Raw genomic sequence first — 18,399 nt, 5'->3', positions numbered from 1 at the left:
CAGGCGCACCGCAAGGTGGGGTAATCTCACCCCTTCTCAGCAATGTTTACTTGCATGAACTGGATAAGGAGTTGGAACAACGAGGGCACCGTTTCGTTCGCTTCGCCGATGACTTCGTAATCTTTGTAAAAACAAAGAGAGCAGGCGAGCGGGTGCTCCTGAGTGTCACCCGCTTTATCGAGAAAGACCTGAAGCTAATCGTCAACAAAGACAAAAGCGAAGTGGGGTCACCTACCCGTTTAAAGTTCTTGGGTTGTCTGATAACTACTGTGAATGGGGTCTGTCGCTACAGACCAACTATTGCCGCCAAAAAGAAATTGATCGACAAATTGAGACAGCTGACGAAACGAAACCGCCCCGGCGATTTCAAGCAGATTTCTAAAGAAATCAACAGTGTCACAAGGGGATGGATCAACTATTTTGGTCTTGGATTTATTAAGAAATTTATCCGAAGGACAGAACAATGGCTGAACCGCAGAATCAGACAACTTATCCTCAAACGTTGGAAAAGAACTCGCACGAAGATTAATAGACTAATCAACCTAGGTCTCGATAAGGAAAGTGCCAAGCGTATCGGTTTCTCCAGAAAGAAATATTGGAGACTTTCCAAAACGCCTGAAGTTCATCGGGTACTTACAACGAAAAGACTCCGCCAATTGGGCTTAATTTCATTAATCCCTCTGGCAGAGTCTGCTCACTTAAGATATTGAACCGCCGTGTACGGAACCGTACGCACGGTGGTGTGAGAGGTCGGAGCCGCAAGGCTCCTCCTACTCGATTTTTCTGCAAAGTTCCCTATCGACTCTTTTCATCCCTGACTTATCTGTTATAATGGCGGGGATATCTTTTTCCTGAAAGGTATCCAACTGCTTAAATCGCAGAAAAAGGAGTGACATTTTTGAAGCTATTGCATACTTTAAAACCGATTGCGGCGGTCGTCGCCGGGAACATCCTCGTCGCGTTTGCGATTGCTGCATTCATCCTGCCGAAGAATCTGATCGCCGGAGGGACGACGGGTCTTGCCATCATTTTGAATCATTTCTTTGCATTGAACATCTCTCTGGTCGTGCTGGTTTTCAACAGCCTCATGTTTTTCGTCGGTGCCGCTTTGCTGGGCAGGAAGTTCGCTTTGACGACGATCTTGAGCACGCTCATTTTTCCGACTTTCTTGACTTTTTTCCGGACGCTGCCAGCGTTGCAGGACATGACTGATGATATCCTGCTGTCGGCGATTTATGCGGGCATCCTCTGCGGGTTGGGTGTGGGCTTGGTGTTCAGGGCCGGCGCTTCCACGGGCGGGATGGACATTCCGCCGTTGTTGATGAACAAGCATTTCCACATTCCGGTTGCGGTGGGGATGTATGCGTTCGACGTCATTTTCCTGCTGGTCCAGGCTTTCTTTTCCAACATGGAACAGATCCTTTACGGGCTCATCATGGTGTTCCTGACGTCCATGGTCATCAACAAAGTCATGGTCACCGGAACGAATAAGATGCAGCTTTTCATCATTTCCAAAAAATACGAGGAAATCAAAGAGGCGCTGCTGTTTGTCCAGGATGTCGGCCTGACGATGGTGAACATCGAAACGGCCTTCGAAGGGGTGCAGCAGCAAGCCGTCCTTTGTGTCGTCGAACAGCGCAAATTGCCGGCCATCAATGAACTGGTCAACCAGATTGATCCTTTTGCCTTCGTAATCATCGGCCAAGTCCATGAAGTCGCCGGGAAGGGCTTCACCTTGGAGCGCACTCACAGCCAAGCCGATTGAACGATCAGCTGCCCAACGGATTACATGATTAATAAAGAAGCGCGGATTCAGACCTGAAAATCAGAATCCGCGCTTCTTTGTCATGTTGCGAGTCAGCGCCCATTTCACCTATCAGGGGGAAATTTTTTGGTTTGTCCGGGGGAAAAAAGGCAGCTATAATGGGTATAGCAAGCTCGGCCTACGGAATCGGTTTACCCGGAAACGGATTAGCGATAGAATAGTATTCATAAGATCAGCTTCTGATCCCATAATCGAGTTCTGTTAGGTGGTTTGATAGTGAATCGAAGGTACAGGGAAATTTTGAACAGTATTCTGAATACGGAGGGCTGCATCACCGGAGCGGAATTGGCTAAACATTGCGATGTAAGCGTGCGCACCATCAGGGAAGACGTCAAGGGGCTCAATGAGCTTCTCAAGGGACATAACATCCAGATAGACGCCATCATCAAAAAAGGCTATTGCCTGAACGAGGAAAGCAAGCGGCTCATCAAGCAACACAGCATTATGAAGAGCGTGCTCGATCATGAGGATATCATGGGTGCACCGGATTCGCCGCTGGACCGGCAAATGTACATTTTAGCGAAGCTGACCGGCGGGAACCGGTTTCACGTGGACGAACTGGCGGATGCGCTGCATGTATCGCAGTCGACCATAAACAAGGATGTCGCGTCGGTGAAAAAGTGGCTGAAAACGAAGCCGAAAACAGATCTGCAGTCTTCCCTGAATGACGGCATCAGCCTGAAAGCCGATGAGAACACCAGACGGAACATCATCAGCTGGATTCTGGGCGCAAGGCTGAACACCAGCACGATTTCGAAATACTGGCAATATCTGTTCGGGGAAAAGGAAATCGGCCAAAGCACGGCCGCTCTCTACCGGATCGTCAGAGCGAAAACGAATGAAAATGGCTATTATTTATCCGGCCACAGTTCGCAGAGCTTTTGCCTGGAAATATTGGCAGCGGCGAAGCGCCAGCAGGCAGGCCATACGGTCTCGGAGGCTCCCGGCAGTGCTCTTTCGAAGGTGATGGCGGGCATAAGGGAGGCTGCGGAGGTGTTTTTGGGTGTGCCTTTGCCTGATGCGGCTTGGCAACTGTTGCAGCAGCAGTTCGAGGCGAAGCAATTTCTTTTCGGTACGGACACGGCGAGACTGGTTGACCAGGAAACGATCACCGTTGTGGATGATTTTTTGGGAACGATAGCCGACAAATTCAACATCAGGCTGGACCTGCACGAAGAGGCACGGGAAAAGCTGTTGTTGTATGTTGGGCCGATGCTGAGACGCGTGAGATTCAGCTACTGCCTTCCCAATCCGATAAACGAAAGCAACATCAAAACCCGGCAATTGGAATACAAACTGGCTAAAGAAATGGCAACAATCATTAAGCGGGAACTTGGTTTGCCTATCGGCAGAATCGAAATCGTTTATCTGACGGTTCTCCTGGAGTCCATGAACAAGTTCTGGAAACAAAAGCTGCGCACCGCCATCGTCAGCGATTTTGATGAAAGCGTGAACAGTCTCCTCAGAGAGAATGTTGCAGCCCGATTTGGGGACAGCCTATCGATAGCCAGGCTTTACACCTATCAGGATTTTATGTATGCACCTGAAGAAGCCTTGGCGGAAACTGACTTTGTGATCTCGACTTCAACAATCGCCGCTATTACCGACATAGCTTTCGTTGTGGTGCATCCTATCATGGGCAAAAAGGATTTCGACAGCATTTCCGACTGCTTGGAAAAGCTGAAAATGTTCAAGCGATAAAATGAATATTAGTACGGAGGAAAACTGCGCAAGGCCATCGTCGTGCTGAGGGCAATGAATTGCAAAAAATAATCGGGAGAGTGTGATATGGAAAAGATCAAATTCGGAATAATCGGGTTAGGTTTCATCGCAAATAAATTTGCGGAGACCGTGAACGCCATGGATTCGGTGGAACTTGCCGCCGTGGCCGACAGGGATAAGGACTCTGCGGAGGCGTTCGGCAAACGTTACGATGTTCCGACCGACAAATGCTACGCCAGCCCAGAGGAACTGGTGCGGGACGAAAGTGTTGATGTGGTCTATGTTGCGGTGCCGCATGTCTTCCACAAGGACATTTCGCTGATCTGCCTTGAAAACGGCAAAGGCGTACTCTGCGAAAAGCCGGTCGCCATTACCGCTGCCGAAATCAAGGAAATGATCGCAGCCGCCGAGAGAAACCAAGTCTTCTTCATGGAAGCGATGAAAACCCGCTTTTTGCCGGTCAATCAAAAAGTGAAGCAATGGATCGATGCCGGGGAAATCGGGGAGGTCCGTTTGCTGCAGGCCGATTTCGGCTTCAAGGCGCCTTTGGACCCCGAAAGTAGGCTGTTCAACAAGGAACTGGGCGGCGGCGCGCTATTGGATGTGGGCGTCTACAACCTGTCCTACAGCACATTTATTCTGGGCAATGCGCCGGAATTCATCACCGCTAACCTTTACATCGGGGAGACCGGGGTGGACGAGAATGTTGGGATCAACTTGGCTTATCCGGGCGGGAAACAGGCGCAGCTTTATGGCGCCATCAACCTGAACACCGTCCGCGATGCCACAATCGTCGGGACAAAAGGCCGGATAACCGTCCCGAGGTTCTCGAATGCGGAGACTGCCACTCTGTTCAAGGACGGCAAAGAGGAGACCTTCCACCTGCCTTTCGGGATCACCGGCTTCGAATACCAGATCGAAGAAGTCGTGAACTGCCTGAACAACGGGAAGCTGCAAAGCGAAATCATGAGCTGGGAAGACTCCATCAAAACGATGGAGATTTTGGACAGCGTAAGAAATGACGGCAATCAATCTTTCTATCGAAAATAACCAGAACCATATATTGGTTGCTCCCAAGAAATAGGGCTGCCTTAGAGAATACCCATCTGTCGGCTGAACGCTATTCCTAGTCATTCCAACAACCGACAGCCAGCTATTCAGTTGGCTGCAAAAAAAGAAGGAGCTGCTTCAACGTCTAACATGGACGTTGAAGCAGCTCCTCTATATTGAAGCGCAAATCATTCGGAGCACTCGTTCAGTACCCGCGCACGGATTTTTTCGGCACGAACAACTGCGGGTTCGTCTTGGCGATGACGGCCAGGACCATGATCGTGAATGCGCCGGTCGCCAAGGCGCTGACGCCGTTCATGACGATCGAGTAGAACCAGGCACTCCAGCCTGCTGGCGCGTAGGCTCCCCAGAAATAATAGCCGGCGATTGTGTGCCAGAAGTAGCGTCCGACCGTGCCGACGATGGTGCCCAGCGTGACTTGCCACACAAGCGCTTTTTGGTTTTGGTCAGCGATCGCTTGCTGGACTTTCGGCGTGAAGAAGCCGGCCAAGCCGGTGAAACCGAAGGCGATGAAGTATTCGATGAAACCTTGCAGCGGTGTCAGGATGTAGGCTGTCCCGATCAGGATATGCAGCACACCCCACAGGAAACTGGCGAAGAACCCGGGAACCAGGCCGCGGCGCAGGCAGTAAAGCATCATGACCGGCGCCCCCACCGTCACGGAAAAACTCGGGCCGATATTGAAAGGAACCAAGGACAACACGGTCGCCAAGGCAGCGAGGATGGTTCCTTCGATCCAGATGTTCAGATTTTTTGACATAAAAAAACTCCTCCTTTTTGGGCATAACACACCATCAACAAAGGAGGAGAATGATTTTCATTTCTCAATCACAATCCCTACGCTCGTGCTAACGAACAGGTTCGAAGGGTCAGAATCTAGGTTCAATCTCAGCCGGTTACGGCGCCCCTTTGTGAAACGGTCTATTCAGTTACAGCTAACTTTACTACAGTTTATTTCGATATGCAAGGAACACGCTGCCCAAAAGCACATCGGAGAAAGCGGCGGCCAGGACTATCATTTGTGAAAATGGACCTATTTCTTTTCTTTTTCAGCCTGGGCCTTCAGGATGGCTTCGCGCTTCTTTTTCTTCTGGGAATTCAGGTAGGAATCGATTACGCCGCCGATCAACGTACCGATACCGAAGCCGAGCGTCAGGTTGCCCGCGAAGTAACCGATCGAAGCGCCGATCAGCATGCCATACATCGTGTAATTAAAGGAGTTCTGCAGGGCTGGATCTTCATCCACCGGCAGATTTTTCTTTGCCGTTGCTTGTTTATTTTTGTGCAGTTCCGGTACTTTCGCGGTCACGTTTTTGCGTTGGATCTGGTTTCCTTTGTTCTTTTTAGCCATTTATTGTACATCCTTCCGTCTGTCTGAAACATTTTTTGTCTCCAATAAACATCATATCAGTTCGTTTCAGGCCGTTCAACAGCTTTTGGAGGCGGATGCAGGCGAAACCGTCCAAAAACGGAAATTTGTTCACAAATCGGGTTGTTGATGACCGTCTTCCGCCAGTTCGACGGGATCGCCGTTATCATCCTTAAAGAAACCCTTCAGCACAAAAGCGTCGTCGATTGGCCGATACCCGATGGCGGTGCGGGCCTGCGAGATGTCCAGACGCCGTTCACCAACAGGAACGGCTCAATCATCTTGGCTTTGAGGGCGCAGTCGACCAAGTGGCACAGGTCCCGAGGCGACAAGTATTCGGCCATGCCCGCTTCATCGACGATCGGGTCATCGAGGTTTTCATCGAAGTTGCCGATGCGGATGCCGATCGATTCCTGGCCTTCGGTGAAGGCGAAGTGGCTGGCCAGGCCCTCGAGGTAGACTTTCGAAACGCCGTAGAGGTCGCCGGGGCGGACCGGGGCATCGACCGGAACCTGGACGTTTTTAGGGTAGGCGCTGACGGCATGGATTGAGCTGGCGAAGATGATGCGTTTGACGAAGTTTTCGTATTTCGAAGCCTCCGTGAACAGGTAGTAAGGCATCTTGTAGTTCAACCCGATCAGCGCTTCGTCGAAGACGGCATCGGGCGATGGGTTTCCGGCCAGGTGGATGACGTAATCGATCCCCTCCAGCAGCCCGTCCCAGTTGCCGACGACACTGAGGTCCAATTCCTTGACGATGGTGCCCTCCAAAAGGGCCGGCGCGACGTCGTGGAAATGGACATCAACCAAAGTCAGTTCGTGGCTCTTTTTCAGGTGTTCAACCAAAACGCTGCCTATATTTCCGCTTGCTCCGGTGATCATGATGGTGGTCATTGTAGGTACCTCCTTGTTCCTGTGCAACAAATCGTGCTGTCATTCCAGTGGGTGGCTTTGCTTTAACTGTATGCAAGCCGCGGGGAAATGTCAAAGGATAGCCCTTGCAAAACCGGCGATTCGGCAGGGAAAAAGGGATTGTTTTATTTGTGTAAGGAAGGGGTAAATGATTTGAGTGCGGCGGATCAACCTTGTATAATGAGGGTAAGGTGATAGGCAAGGGCAAGCTGCTTTTCAATCGAAAACGAAGGGGTGAGTCGGATGGACTTGTTGAATTTGCAAATGCGCGCTTCGCAAGGTCAGTGCGGATTTGTTGTGCAACCATCTTTGCATTCATTCTATTGCCCGACAGAGCACGTGCTTCCGCATGTGTTTTTTTGTTGGTCCTGACCGGGATCGGCAAAGGCTTATCATCAGGAACGCGAGCATCAAACGGGGGTGATGACCATTTTACTTTCACAATCCAAGTCAAAACGGAAAGGAACGGTGATCCGACGCATATCTCCTAGCTGTCAGGGGTGACAGCCATCGTACAGATGAAAGGCGTGAGGCCGGATAGCATGGTAACGAATCACCCGATTAAGTGTGAATATAGAAAAAACTGGCGAGGCCCCCGTTTCGGGTTCCTCGCCAGTTTTCTTCGTTTTGGATCGGTATTAGGCTTTTTTGACGAACTCGGATTTCAGCTTCATCGCGCCGAAGCCGTCGATCTTGCAGTCGATATTGTGGTCGCCTTCGACCAAACGGATGCCTTTGACTTTTGTGCCGACTTTCAAAGCGCTCGAGCTGCCTTTGACTTTCAGGTCCTTGATGACTGTGACAGTGTCGCCGTCCTGCAGCAGGTTGCCGTTCGCGTCTTTGACGATCAGTTGGTCCGCGTTCGTTTCTTCAGCCGCATCCGCGCTCCATTCGTACGCGCACTCGGGGCAGACCAGCATCGAGCCGTCTTCGTAAGTGTAAGGGGAGCCGCATTTCGGGCAATTCGGTAATTCCATCATGATTGTTATTCCTCCGTTGTTATGATTAAATGTCTGCTGACTTTTCATTTCCGGCCTTTTTTCCCAGGCGGAAGATGCTTCTATACTGCCACATTTTCGCCTTGTTGACAATAGAATCCGGACAATATAAGAATAATAACCAATAATCAGAAAGAGCGGAATGTTCGAAGGGAAGCAATAGGGAATCTTGGTCTGGATGTTGGCCTTGAGATTGTCGGATAAACGCGGGACATCCGACAATCTGCTGTTGGTTTCGGCCGAAATTGTCGAATGCTGAATGACATCCGACAATTTCGGCCCGGACAACGTTGGAGTAGTCGAATGCGGAACCGGCATTCGACTATTTCGCACATATGCTGTTGCGGATTGCCGGATATGCTCCAGTTATCCGACAACCCCGGATCTGCACAAAAACAAGCCCCACCAGCAAATGACGATCGCTGGTGCGGCTTGTTTCAACTGGATCAGATTGTGCCGCTCAAAACAGCATCTTTCTGAACAGACATTTTCGCTCTTTGTTCTTTGATCGCGACCTGCGCGGAAGCCAAGCGGGCGATCGGCACGCGGTATGGTGAGCAGGAAACATAATCCAGGCCGATGCTTGAGAAGAACGCGATCGATTCCGGATCGCCGCCGTGTTCGCCGCAGATGCCCAACATCAAGCCGGGATTGGTTTCGCGACCCAATTTGGCGGACAATTTGACGAGTTTGCCGATGCCTTTCACATCCAAAGTATGGAACGGGTTCGGCTTCAGCAAGCCTTTGTCTTCGTACTCCTGCAGGAATTTGCCGGCGTCGTCGCGGGAGAAGCCGAAGCCCATCTGCGTCATGTCGTTCGTGCCGAAGCTGAAGAAGTCGGCTTCCAGGGCGATTTCGTCGGAAGTGACGGCCGCGCGCGGAATTTCGATCATCGTTCCGATCAGGTAAGGGAGGCTCATCCCGCTTTCAGAGAAGACTTCCTCGATCTCCGCCACGATCTCCGCTTTGACGTAGCGCAGTTCGTCGACATCGCAGACTAGCGGAATCATGATTTCCGGTGTGATCGTGTTGCCGGACTCAATGGAAGCTGCGATGGCGCCTTCGATGATGGCGCGCGCCTGCATCCGGTAGATTTCCGGGTAAGTGACGGCCAGTCGGCAACCGCGGTGGCCAAGCATCGGATTGACTTCATGCAGGGAATCGATGTGCGCCTCCAGGCCAGCCAAGCCGGTACCCATCGCTTCCGCCAAGGCGACTTTATCCGCATGTGCAGTTGGCAGGAATTCATGCAGCGGCGGGTCCAGCAAGCGGACGGTCATCGGGCGCTCCTGCAGCAGGGTGAACATTTCGCTGAAATCCTGGCGCTGCATTTCCAACAGCTCTGCCAAGTATTTTTTGCGTTCATCCAGCGTGCGCGAAAGGATCATCTGGCGGACAACCGGAATCCGGTCCTTATGGAAGAACATGTGCTCGGTGCGGCACAGTCCGACGCCTTCCGCGCCCAGCGACAAGGCTTGCTTGACGTCGGTCGGGGAGTCCGCGTTGGCTTTGACGTGCAGCACTTTCATTTCGTTCACCCAGTCCATGAAGGTGCTGAATTTGCCGCCCAAAGTCGGGTTCTGCTTGGCGATGGTGCCGGCGTAGACTCTGCCGGTTGCGCCGTCGATCGAAAGCAGGTCGCCTTCATGCAAGGTGACATCATCGATGACGATGGTTTTGTTGTCTTCGTCGATCACAGCTGCCGTGCAGCCGGCCACGCAGCATTTGCCCAAACCGCGGGCCACGACTGCCGCGTGCGAAGTCATGCCGCCGCGTGCCGTCAGGATGCCTTCCGAACTCATCATGCCGGCCAGATCCTCAGGCGATGTTTCGCGGCGGACGAGGATGACCGGCAGGCCGTCCTTCTGGGCCGCTTCGGCAGCGGCTGTAGAGAAGTAGATATGCCCGGATGCCGCTCCTGGCGAAGCGCCAAGCCCGGTAGCCAACAGGGCAGCCTCATCCAAGGCTTTTGTGTCGAAAGTCGGGTGCAGCAGCTGGTCGAGTTGGCCGGTTTCGATGCGCATCACGGCTTCCTCTTTCGTGATCAGGCCTTCATCGGCCAAATCAACGGCCACTGCGACGGCTGCGGCTGCTGTCCGTTTCCCGTTGCGCGTCTGCAGCAGGTACAGTTTGCCTTTTTCGATAGTGAACTCGATGTCCTGCATATCGGCGTAGTGGTCCTCCAGTTTCTCAGCAATCGCCTTGAATTCGTTGTAGACGGCTGGCATCACTTCCTCCAGTGTATCGATGTCCAAAGGGGTGCGGATGCCGGCTACGACGTCTTCGCCTTGCGCGTTCATCAGGAATTCGCCGAACAGTTTTTTCTCGCCGGTCGCCGGGTTGCGCGTGAAGGCCACGCCGGTGCCGGAATCGTTGCCGCGGTTGCCGAACACCATGCTTTGGACGGTGACGGCAGTGCCGAGGTCATGCGAAAGGTTGTGGATGTCGCGGTACAGGATAGCCCTTTCATTGTTCCAGGAAGCGAAGACGGCCTGGACAGCCTGGTGCAATTGGTCAAGCGGTTCCTGCGGGAAAGATTCCCCGGTTTCGCGTTGGTAGACGGCTTTGTACTGCGCGACCAGATCGGTAAGGTCAGCCAAACTCAATTGGTTGTCGAACTGGTAACCGTTCTCATTTTTGACGGTATCCAGGATCGCTTCGAAATGGATGCGCGGAACGGATTTCACGACATCGGCGAACATCTGGATAAAACGGCGGTAGCTGTCGAAAGCGAAAGTCGGATTCTGCGTCTGTTCGGCCAGTCCCGCCACTGAAGCATCGTTCAGCCCCAAGTTCAGGATCGTGTCCATCATGCCGGGCATCGAGAAGGCGGCCCCGGAACGGACCGACACCAGCAACGGGTTGGCAGGGTCATGGAAAGATTTCCCGACCGCGTTTTCCAGGTCGATGAGGGCGGATTCGATCTGCTGCTGGAGAGCAGTCCAAAGTGTCCGGCCTTCATCGAAGTAATGGATGCAGGATTCCGTCGTGATCGTGAATCCTGGAGGGATCGGCAGGCCGAGATTGGTCATTTCGGCGAGGTTGGCTCCTTTTCCTCCCAACAACATCTTCTGTTCTTTCTTTCCTTCTGAAAAACGGTATACCCATTGCTTTGTCATATGCTTTTCCTCCTTGTGAGTGGTCTATAGTTGCTTGCGGCTGATGTTCATGACATCCATGTAGTGCAGGATGTGGTCGGCGGTTTCTTCGATCGCTTTGTTCGAAACATCGATGACTTCACAGCCGATCTGTTTCATGATCCGGTCTGCGTATTCGAGTTCCTCGAGGATGCGTTCCATGCCGGCGTAGCTGGCGGAAGGCGGCAGCCCCAGCGTCTTCAGGCGCTCTTTGCGGACTTCATTGAGCTTTTTCGGCGAATTGACGAGGCCGATGATGCGTTCCGGCGCGATCGTGAAGATCTCCTTCGGCGGCTTCGATTCCGGGAAGAGCGGGATGTTCGCGACTTTCACGTTCTTGTTCGCCAGGTAGATCGACAGCGGCGTCTTCGAGGTGCGGGAAACGCCGATCAGAATGATGTCGGCTTTTTCGATGCCGCGCGGGTCGCGTCCGTCGTCGTATTTGACGGAAAACTCGATGGCCTCGACGCGGTTGAAATACTCTTTGTTGAGCTGGCGGTTGATGCCCGGCTTTTCCAACGGCTTCAGCTGGAAAAGCTGACCCAGGCCCTTCATCACCGGGCTGTAGATGTCGACGCCGATCAGGCCGGCTTTTTCGATCCGGTCCTGCATGTAGGCGGCCATCTCCTTTTGCACAAAGGTGTAGAAGATCATCGCTTTTTCGTCTTCGCCAGCCTTGGCGCAGATGGCGTCGATTTCCTCGGGCGTCTGCACATAGGAATATTTCTTCAGTTGGTAGTTTTCCGTTTCGAACTGGAAGAGGGCGGAACGGATCACCAGATCGGCTGTCTCGCCGACGGAATCGGATACTAGATAAATCGCATTAAGGTCCATGTGCACACTTGCCTCCTATAGGTCTTTATTGAATATATCAAGCAGCAATCTGCTGGCGGTCGATTTCGAAAATTTGCCGATGACCTCTTTTTTGCCGGTTTCCTCGTAAACGGAACGGGAAAGCACCGGTAAACTGTCGACGCGATGGGTGACGAGCAGTTTCGTGGCATCGACAACGAGCGTGTCGCTGAAGACGGTGTGCAGATTCGGCATCTTCGTCATGACCATTCCGACCGGGATGGCATTCAGGTCGGCATCACCCAGCGCGCTCTTCAGCAGATCCTTGCGGGAAACGATGCCGAGTATTTCCCGGTTGTCCGTCACATAAAGCGAGCCGCAATCCTCCAGGAAAAGCTGGATGATGGCATCCTGGATGCTCGTTTCCTTGGTGAGGTTGACCGAGATGGCCATGACCTTTTCGACTTTTTGTTTGGCGATCTGTTCGACCAGCACCGAGTTGGTGTGCTCCTCGTTGATGAGATAACCGACTTTCGGTTTGGCCTGCAGGATGCCGCTCATCGTCAATAGGTTAAAATCGGGGCGCAGCGTCGCGCGCGCAAATCCCAGTATGGAGGCAATCTTTTCACCGGAAATCGGCTGCTGTTTCTTGACGATTTCGATGATCTGTTTTTGCCTATCGGAGAGTTCCATTTTTTCACCTCAAATCTTAATGTGATGCGTTAATGTTTATATAGTATGTCACATTGGGGAGTTTGTCAACAGAAAGTGACATCTTTTTTCTGATTTGATTTGCGCCGATTTTGTGGCATCATGCACCGTGCTCTGTGGTAAAATAACAGAGACTATATATGTGAGGGTGTGGCTGAGAATGTACGAAGTGGGATTCGATACACAGGATATTTATGATATGACATACAGCGATGTGACCTACAGCAAGGGCAGAAAACTGTATGAGGATGGCGCCTTGCGGGGATTCCGCTCGGACCCTGCCGGCAGTATGTTCATGGCCGAAATCAAAGGGACGAAAAAATATGAAGTAGAAGTTTATCTGGATGAAGACGGGGATGTGGATGATTTTTATTGCACCTGTCCGGCTTTCGAAAGCTATGAAGGACCTTGCAAACACGTGGTTGCCTTTCTGTTTGCGATACTCAAGTCTTCATCGGGTTCCATTGAGGGTGTGAGACCGTTCAGCGGGCAAGCGGCGCTGGCGAACAGGCCAAACAATCCCAACAAAAAAAAATACGATACCGAACAGACGAATCACTTGCTGAATGTGCTCCAGTTCGAATTGCTTCAGGAAAACGATCTGATCAAGCGGACGCCTCTTCAGGTGGAATACACGCTTTACATGGTCGATTACCGCTACGACAAACGCTTCAGCCTGCGGTTGCGGGTAGGTTCCGGGAACTTTTATACGGTGAAGGACTGCGGGCAAGTCATCGACGATTTGCTGAAAGGGAATACGATCCCTTTCGGCAAGAAGTTCACTTTTTCTGCGGACAAATACACCTTATCCCCGGAAGACCGCGCCATTTTCCTGACGTTGCAACAGGTCATCGATTCCGCGGCCGTGTCCAGTTATCATTATCCGACGGCCGAGGAGCGCAAAGAAATCGTCTTCCCGCCGAGCATGGTGAAGGAATTGATGGAGAGGCTGGCGCAGCGGCCGTTTGTCACGGTCAAAACCAATTCCTACCAGACCAGCGGACAAAGGCTGACGCCAGAACACTTGATTCCGGATTCAGCCAAGCTTCCGATCAGTTTCGTGTTGAGCGAACTGCCGGACGGGGGTCTTCTTTTCGATGAAACAACGGATCCGGCGAGGAACAGTGTGTTTTTCGAAGCGGCGGACATCCTTATGGTCGACGATCGTTTCTACTTTCTGAAGCCAAGCATGAGGGAACGTCTGCTCAGTCTCTACGAAGCACTGGGCGATTCCGGCCATAACGGTCTGCATATCCCCCCGGAAGCGGCAGGGGACTTCCTGGCGATCGCCATTCCGGCTCTGCAGAAGGTTGCGACGATCACGCTGGAGGAATCCGTTCGGGAAACCTACCGACAGTTCCCGTTGAAGGCGGAACTCTATCTGGACTGGAATAAGGACCGTTTGATCACGGAACCGTATTTCCTTTATGGCGAAACCAAAATTGATGTCACAAAAGAGGCGATAGCCCAAAAGGTGCTGTCGCCCGATACAGTCGTGCGGGACAGGATCGCCGAGCAAGTGTTTTTCCAAAAGTTCAGGGACGCCAGCCATAATGCCTTCACGATCGACGAAGCCATCTATCTGACGGATCTGGACGACATCATGCCGTTTTTGTACGAAGGGTTGGAAAAATTAGCGGTTGACTGCGAGATATTCCTGACTGCTGCCGCCGAAAGATTGCTTTACCAGCCGGTCCGGCCGCCGAAAGTCGCCATCGAGGTCAACAACCAGTCGCGGCTTTTGGACGTGACTTTCAGCACCGACGACATCAATCTGGAGGACCTGAAACAGATGGTGCGCCAGATCGCGCAGAACAAATCCTATCACCGCCTGTCCAACGGCAAGATCGTCGACCTGCGCCAAAAGGAGATCAAGGAACTGACTGATGCGGTCGTGCAGCTGGATGTCCCGCTGAAGGATCTGAAAAAAGAGATGTCCCTGCCGCTCTATAAGGCTTTCGGGGTGGATGCGGATGCGGGAATCGTTCATCAGGATGAGGCCTTCATGACGCTCATCAACCGGATGGAAAAGCCCGAGAAAATCGAATTCGATTTGCCGGATGCTGTCACCGCCACTCTGCGGCCTTATCAGGAAACCGGCTACAAATGGCTGAAGGGGCTCGACCATTACGGCTTCGGCGGGATTTTGGCGGACGATATGGGCCTCGGCAAGACGCTGCAGGTCATCAGTTTCATCGCCGGTTCGCTCGGGGAAGACGACGGCAAACCTTATCTGGTCATCTGCCCTTCGAGCGTGCTCTACAATTGGCAGAAGGAATTCCAGCAGTTCGCGCCCGCAATCCGGACGCAGCTCATCACCGGCAACAAGAACGAAAGAAGGGATTGCATCGCAGCCGCGCAAACCGAGCGGACGCCTGTCTGGATCACCTCCTATCCGCTGTTGCAGCGCGATGAGGATCTTTATGCAGGGCTGGCTTTCAGGACCGTCATTCTGGACGAGGCCCAGAGCGTCAAGAACGCCACCGCGAAGACGACCAAGGCCGCTTCCGCGCTCAATGCCAACAACAAGATCGCTTTGACCGGGACGCCGATCGAAAACGCCTTGTCCGAACTGTACACCATCTTCAGCATCGCCCAGCCCGGACTCTTCGGCACGAAAACGGATTTCAAGAATATGGAACCGGCCCAGATCGCCAAGAAAGTCAAACCGTTCATCCTGCGCAGGTTGAAGGCGGATGTGCTGCAGGATCTGCCGCCGAAGATCGAATCGATCTCCTATATCGAAATGACGGAAAAACAGAAGACCGTTTATCTGTCTCAATTGCAGTTGATGCGCAACGAAACAAAAGAGATGCTGGATGCGGATACGCTGAACGAAAACCGGATCAAGATTCTGGCGGGGCTGACGCGCCTGCGCCAAATCTGTTGCGATCCTGCGTTGGTCCTGCCCGACTATGACGGCGGTTCCGGCAAACTGGAACGGCTGCTGGAGTACTTGGCCGAGGCTAAAGAGAACGGCAAACGGGTTGTCCTGTTTTCCCAATTCACACAAATGCTGGCCATCATCCGCGAGAGGCTGGATGCTGCCGGCGCGGCTTACTTCTATCTCGATGGACAGACGCCGAATCAGGATCGGCTGACCCTGACAACGCGCTTCAATGAAGGCGAGAAGGACCTTTTCCTGATTTCCCTGAAGGCGGGCGGCACCGGCCTGAACCTGACCGGCGGGGATACCGTCATCCTCTACGACTCGTGGTGGAATCCGGCCGTCGAGAGCCAGGCGACCGACCGCGTGCACCGTTTCGGCCAGAAAAAGGTCGTCCAGGTCATCCGCCTGATCGCGACCGGAACGATCGAGGAACGCATCAACGAATTGCAGGAACAGAAGCGCGAAATGATCGATTCGGTCATCCAGGCTGGCGGCCAATCGGTCACCTCGTTGACGAAGGAAGAATTGATGCAACTGCTGGAAATGTAGCTATTGCAGCCGATGCTCGCGCACGGTAAAAAAGCTTTGAATGGGAAGGGGGAATCTTGATGTCGGTAACACCAAATCCGGAGCTTGATTATGAATTATACATGGACACAGCGGTGCTGGCCGGGAAAATCATGCTGGAAAGCAACGCGGAAACCTACCGCGTAGAAGATACGGTGACGCGCATCCTGAAAAAGACCGGACTCCAGATGACCGATGCGTTGGCTCTGACGACCGGGCTCGTCGCATCACTCGACAGTCCGAACATGCATGCGATCACGGTCGTCAAACGGATCACGGAACGCACGACGAACCTGAACCGGGTGTCGCGGGTCAATGCCGTTTCGCGCAATTTCGTCGAAGACAAACTGACGATCCAGGAGGCTTACGAGGCGCTCCAGAACATCGACGAAATCCAATACAGCGGCCGCCAGAAGAGCCTTGCGCTGATCGGTTTCATCCAAATGTTCATCTTTTTGATGGGCGGCACCTTCTACGATTTCCTGGCGATGCTGCCGGTCAGCGCAGCGGTTGCCTCTGTGCTCCATGTGGCGGCCAAATGGAAAGTCCGCCCGTTCATCCAGAACATGGTCTCGAGCTTCGTCATCGCCGTGCTGACGGCCTTTCTGTCCGAGCTGCTGACGTTCCCGGTCCAGCCGGACACGATCATCATCAGCGCCATCATGCCCTTGTTGCCGGGGACCGTATTGACGAACGGCATCCGGGACACTTTCCGGGGTGATTACATGTCGGGAGCGGCCAAAATACTCGAGGCCTTCGTGATCGCGGTCTTCATTGCGATCGGCATCGGTGCCGGCTTGATCGTCGGCGGGGAGGTGATCCGATGAATTTGCTGGAAATCATTCTGGAGATGCTTATCGCTTTCGTGGCCGTCTATTTCATCGCCATCACCTTGGAAGCACCGAAACGGACGTTGCGCTACGGCGCTTTGGGCGGAGCTCTGGGCTGGGGCGTCTACCTTGTCGGGCTGTCGTTTTTGGACATCGTCGGCGCGACTTTTCTGGCCAGCCTGTTCATCGCCTGGATTGCGCATCTGTTCGCGCGTCTCCTGAAGACGCCGGTGACGATCTATTTCATCCCAGCCTTCATCGCTTTGGTTCCCGGAGCGGGCGTTTATCAGTCGGTCTATTCCTTCATCAACAAAGAGTATGCGGCGGCGCAGCAGCATCTGATCCTGACGCTGCAGATATCCGGTGCGATCGCGCTGGCGATTTTCATAGTCGACAGCATCTTCGGTGTCCTGGCAAGGATAAAGGCTGCGAAAGAAACCAAAAGCGCTGCCGATTAGCGTCTGCGAGTTGCGGGCATGCGGGGTGCGCTTTCCCGTGACACAGAGTTGTAAACTGGATTTAACGCAGCCGTATCGCAATTATGCTAAACTTGTATCATTCAGAAGGGGGCTACCGCATGTCCGAAGACAATCAAAAACCGACCAGACAAGATTTACACCGAAAACATAAACGCAATCCTCTGCTTGTTCCTTTGGGTATCATCGCCGCCATCTTTTTGGGGTTCGTGCTGCTCTACAACGTTTTTTACGGAAATGATGAAGAACCATCGGCAACAGCAAATAATCAAACGAATTCACAAAACATGATCATCACCGAATCGGATGATTCCAGCAAGAAGTCCTCCTCGGCCGAAGAATCCTCGGAAAAGGATGAAGAAGACAGCGCCGATGAAGAGTCGGAAAATGACACCGAAATCGACACCGAGGAAGTGCAGACCGCCGACGACAATGTCACGAAAGCCTACACCGGCGACTGGGAACCGATCGGCACGACCCAGACCGGCGATCACAGCGCCACGGACTTCAGCGACGGCTCCGCCGACCGCAACGAAATCAAAGCGGCCGTTGCCGCCGCGACCGGCATCAGCGCCGACAACATGATCGAGTGGTGGATCGGTAACGCCGGCGACCAGCAAGTCACCGCCACGGTTTCCGACACACAGAAAGAGACGATCGCGCGCGTCCAGCTCAACTGGATCGACGGCGAAGGCTGGCAAGTCACGCTTGTGGAAGAACTGAACGAGATACCGAACAACTGAGCGACAAAGGAAGAGGCTGGGACAAAACTCCCAGCCTCTTTCTTACCTCCAGTCAAGTGTTTTGTTGAAACTTTATTCGGAGAGATGAAGCTTTTTTGATGGGGGAGGGGTACCCCTCCCCCATCAAAAAAATTTTCGCATGCCAAATAGACCTAACGATTTTCATTTTTTTCGCAAGGCCTGTGTGGTATATTTAAATTAACTTTTCTTGCGATTTCTGAGCTGGTAGTGCGGACTCATAATCGTAAAGTATATCGTGTGTAATAAGGTGAAGTGCTACCTTCAAAAACTTATTTATGCACGCCACAATCGCAACCTTATGAGGCTTCCTCTGAGGTTGCGTTTTTAATTTGTCGT

Annotated in this window: 15 protein-coding genes and 1 riboswitch; of the genes, 8 read left to right on the top strand and 7 right to left on the bottom strand. The window is 52.7% G+C overall.

The genetic code is table 11. From position 1 onward, the window contains the following. From BMX58_RS13470 to BMX58_RS13455, 4 genes are all read left to right on the top strand, one after another. On the top strand, positions 1-710 hold a 710-nt coding region (locus BMX58_RS13470; RefSeq protein ID WP_242653621.1), incomplete at its 5' end, for a reverse transcriptase domain-containing protein. A gap of 188 nt (positions 711-898) precedes the next feature. Further along, positions 899-1,765: a YitT family protein gene (locus BMX58_RS13465; protein ID WP_131814104.1), complete on the top strand. Its 867-nt coding sequence runs from the start codon at positions 899-901 to the stop codon at positions 1,763-1,765. Positions 1,766-2,041: 276 nt separating this feature from the next. After that, positions 2,042-3,526, top strand: a complete 1,485-nt coding sequence (locus tag BMX58_RS13460; protein WP_068624864.1) for a BglG family transcription antiterminator — start codon at positions 2,042-2,044, stop codon at positions 3,524-3,526. 87 nt (positions 3,527-3,613) lie between these two features. Further along, the gene (locus BMX58_RS13455; RefSeq protein WP_068624862.1) at positions 3,614-4,597 is read left to right on the top strand and encodes a Gfo/Idh/MocA family protein; all 984 of its coding nucleotides are present in this window, start codon (positions 3,614-3,616) and stop codon (positions 4,595-4,597) included. A gap of 205 nt (positions 4,598-4,802) precedes the next feature. Here the strand turns inward: BMX58_RS13455 and thiT are convergent, their stop codons facing one another. The 7 genes from thiT to BMX58_RS13420 all read right to left on the bottom strand — a co-directional run bounded on the left by thiT (position 4,803) and on the right by BMX58_RS13420 (position 12,518). Then, positions 4,803-5,378, bottom strand: coding sequence for an energy-coupled thiamine transporter ThiT (gene thiT / locus BMX58_RS13450; protein ID WP_068624860.1), 576 nt, complete (start codon positions 5,376-5,378; stop codon positions 4,803-4,805). 57 nt (positions 5,379-5,435) lie between these two features. Then, a riboswitch (TPP riboswitch) is annotated at positions 5,436-5,537 on the bottom strand. Between the two features lie 114 nt (positions 5,538-5,651). After that, positions 5,652-5,969 carry a hypothetical protein gene (locus BMX58_RS13445; protein ID WP_068624859.1) on the bottom strand — a complete coding sequence of 106 codons (318 nt, stop codon included), beginning with the start codon at positions 5,967-5,969 and terminating at the stop codon, positions 5,652-5,654. Positions 5,970-6,172: 203 nt separating this feature from the next. After that, positions 6,173-6,880 carry an NAD-dependent epimerase/dehydratase family protein gene (locus BMX58_RS13440; RefSeq protein WP_239420622.1) on the bottom strand — a complete coding sequence of 236 codons (708 nt, stop codon included), beginning with the start codon at positions 6,878-6,880 and terminating at the stop codon, positions 6,173-6,175. Positions 6,881-7,536: 656 nt separating this feature from the next. Further along, a complete protein-coding gene (locus BMX58_RS13435) occupies positions 7,537-7,878 on the bottom strand; it encodes a zinc ribbon domain-containing protein YjdM (RefSeq protein ID WP_068624857.1) in 342 nt (113 codons plus the stop codon). A 464-nt stretch (positions 7,879-8,342) separates the two neighbouring features. Next, the gene (gene ppdK, locus BMX58_RS13430; RefSeq protein ID WP_068624855.1) at positions 8,343-11,015 is read right to left on the bottom strand and encodes a pyruvate, phosphate dikinase; all 2,673 of its coding nucleotides are present in this window, start codon (positions 11,013-11,015) and stop codon (positions 8,343-8,345) included. Between the two features lie 24 nt (positions 11,016-11,039). Then, positions 11,040-11,867: a pyruvate, water dikinase regulatory protein gene (locus BMX58_RS13425; protein WP_068624854.1), complete on the bottom strand. Its 828-nt coding sequence runs from the start codon at positions 11,865-11,867 to the stop codon at positions 11,040-11,042. A gap of 15 nt (positions 11,868-11,882) precedes the next feature. Beyond that, entirely contained in the window at positions 11,883-12,518 is a 636-nt protein-coding gene (locus BMX58_RS13420; protein ID WP_068624852.1) for a helix-turn-helix transcriptional regulator, read from the bottom strand. 178 nt (positions 12,519-12,696) lie between these two features. On the opposite strand from BMX58_RS13420, the gene BMX58_RS13415 reads away from it, so the two are divergent. The 4 genes from BMX58_RS13415 (at position 12,697) to BMX58_RS13400 (ending at position 18,042) form a co-directional block, all read left to right on the top strand. After that, positions 12,697-15,975, top strand: coding sequence for a DEAD/DEAH box helicase (locus BMX58_RS13415; RefSeq protein WP_068624850.1), 3,279 nt, complete (start codon positions 12,697-12,699; stop codon positions 15,973-15,975). A gap of 59 nt (positions 15,976-16,034) precedes the next feature. After that, the gene (locus tag BMX58_RS13410; RefSeq protein WP_068624848.1) at positions 16,035-16,820 is read left to right on the top strand and encodes a threonine/serine exporter family protein; all 786 of its coding nucleotides are present in this window, start codon (positions 16,035-16,037) and stop codon (positions 16,818-16,820) included. Then, positions 16,817-17,281 (top strand): threonine/serine exporter family protein, encoded by a 465-nt coding sequence (locus BMX58_RS13405; protein WP_084254041.1) that lies wholly within the window; start codon positions 16,817-16,819, stop codon positions 17,279-17,281. Before BMX58_RS13410 ends, BMX58_RS13405 begins: the two co-directional genes overlap by 4 nt. A 119-nt stretch (positions 17,282-17,400) precedes the next feature. Beyond that, entirely contained in the window at positions 17,401-18,042 is a 642-nt protein-coding gene (locus tag BMX58_RS13400) for a YrrS family protein (protein ID WP_068624847.1), read from the top strand. The last annotated feature ends 357 nt before the right edge of the window (positions 18,043-18,399 follow it).

The sequence above is a fragment of the Trichococcus ilyis genome, from assembly GCF_900109135.1.
In the GTDB taxonomy this organism is placed as follows: domain Bacteria; phylum Bacillota; class Bacilli; order Lactobacillales; family Aerococcaceae; genus Trichococcus; species Trichococcus ilyis.
Note: the sequence above shows the minus strand (reverse complement) of the source record. Positions and strands in the feature narration are given on the sequence as shown.